The organism is Thalassorhabdus alkalitolerans (genome assembly GCF_042656525.1).
GTDB lineage: Bacteria > Bacillota > Bacilli > Bacillales > Marinococcaceae > Thalassorhabdus > Thalassorhabdus alkalitolerans.
In genome coordinates this window covers 1-1,511 of record NZ_JBHSOZ010000012.1, presented here as the reverse complement: position 1 = coordinate 1,511, position 1,511 = coordinate 1, and the positions used below count along the sequence as shown (strand labels likewise).

The following is a 1,511-nucleotide window of genomic DNA, read 5'->3' as shown; positions in this document are numbered from 1 at the left end:
CCCATTACTCAAATGGTGAGGAGGTGGTACAGGAATTTCAACCTGTTTCCCATCGCCTACGCTTTTCAGCCTCGGCTTAGGACCCGACTAACCCTGAGCGGACGAACCTTCCTCAGGAAACCTTAGGTTTTCGACGGAAGGGATTCTCACCCTTCTTTTCGTTACTCATACCGGCATTCTCACTTCAAAGCGCTCCACTGGTCCTCACGATCCAGCTTCTCAGCCCTTTGAACGCTCCCCTACCACGAACACCTGATGGTGTTCATTCACAGCTTCGGTGATACGTTTAGCCCCGGTACATTTTCGGCGCAGAGTCACTCGACTAGTGAGCTATTACGCACTCTTTCAATGATGGCTGCTTCTAAGCCAACATCCTAGTTGTCTAAGCAACTCCACATCCTTTTCCACTTAACGTATACTTGGGGACCTTAGCTGGTGATCTGGGCTGTTTCCCTCTTGACTACGGATCTTAGCACTCGCAGTCTGACTCCCGAGAAATAAGTCTCTGGCATTCGGAGTTTGACTGAATTCGGTAATCCTGTAGGGACCCCTAGTCCAATCAGTGCTCTACCTCCAGGACTCTAACTCGAGGCTAGCCCTAAAGCTATTTCGGGGAGAACCAGCTATCTCCGAGTTCGATTGGCATTTCACCGCTACCCACACCTCATCCCCGCAATTTTCAACTTGCGTGGGTTCGGGCCTCCAACAGGTGTTACCCTGTCTTCACCCTGGACATGGGTAGATCACACGGTTTCGGGTCTACGACCACGTACTATGGCGCCCTGTTCAGACTCGCTTTCGCTGCGGCTCCGCCTCTTCAGCTTAACCTTGCACGGGATCGTAACTCGCCGGTTCATTCTACAAAAGGCACGCCGTCACCCATTAACGGGCTCCGACTACTTGTAAGCACACGGTTTCAGGATCTCTTTCACTCCCCTTCCGGGGTGCTTTTCACCTTTCCCTCACGGTACTGGTTCACTATCGGTCACTAGGGAGTATTTAGCCTTGGGAGATGGTCCTCCCGGATTCCGACGGGGTTTCACGTGCCCCGCCGTACTCAGGATCCACTCCGGAGGAAACGAAGTTTCGGCTACAGGGCTCTTACCTTGTCTCGCAGGTCGTTCCAGACCGCTTCGCCTACTTCGTTTCTTTGTAACTCCAATGGAGTGTCCTACAACCCCAGGGTGCAAGCACCCTGGTTTGGGCTGTTTCCGTTTCGCTCGCCGCTACTCAGGAAATCGCATTTGCTTTCTCTTCCTCTGGGTACTAAGATGTTTCAGTTCCCCAGGTCTGCCTTCTTACACCCTATGGATTCAGGTGCAGATCCTATCCCATTACGGATAGGGGGTTCCCCCATTCGGATATCTCCGGATCAAAGCTTACTTACAGCTCCCCGGAGCATTTCGCTGTTCGTCGCGTCCTTCTTCGGCTCCTAGTGCCAAGGCATCCACCGTGCGCCCTTTCTAACTTAACCTATTAGGTGGTTTGTTTCTAAGTCACGCCTCGAAAGT

The 1,511-nt window shown here is 52.5% G+C and carries 1 rRNA gene; it reads right to left on the bottom strand.

From position 1 onward, the window contains the following. Positions 1 to 1,474, bottom strand: a 23S ribosomal RNA gene (locus ACFPU1_RS16460); the annotation flags it as partial. Positions 1,475 to 1,511: the final 37 nt, after the last annotated feature.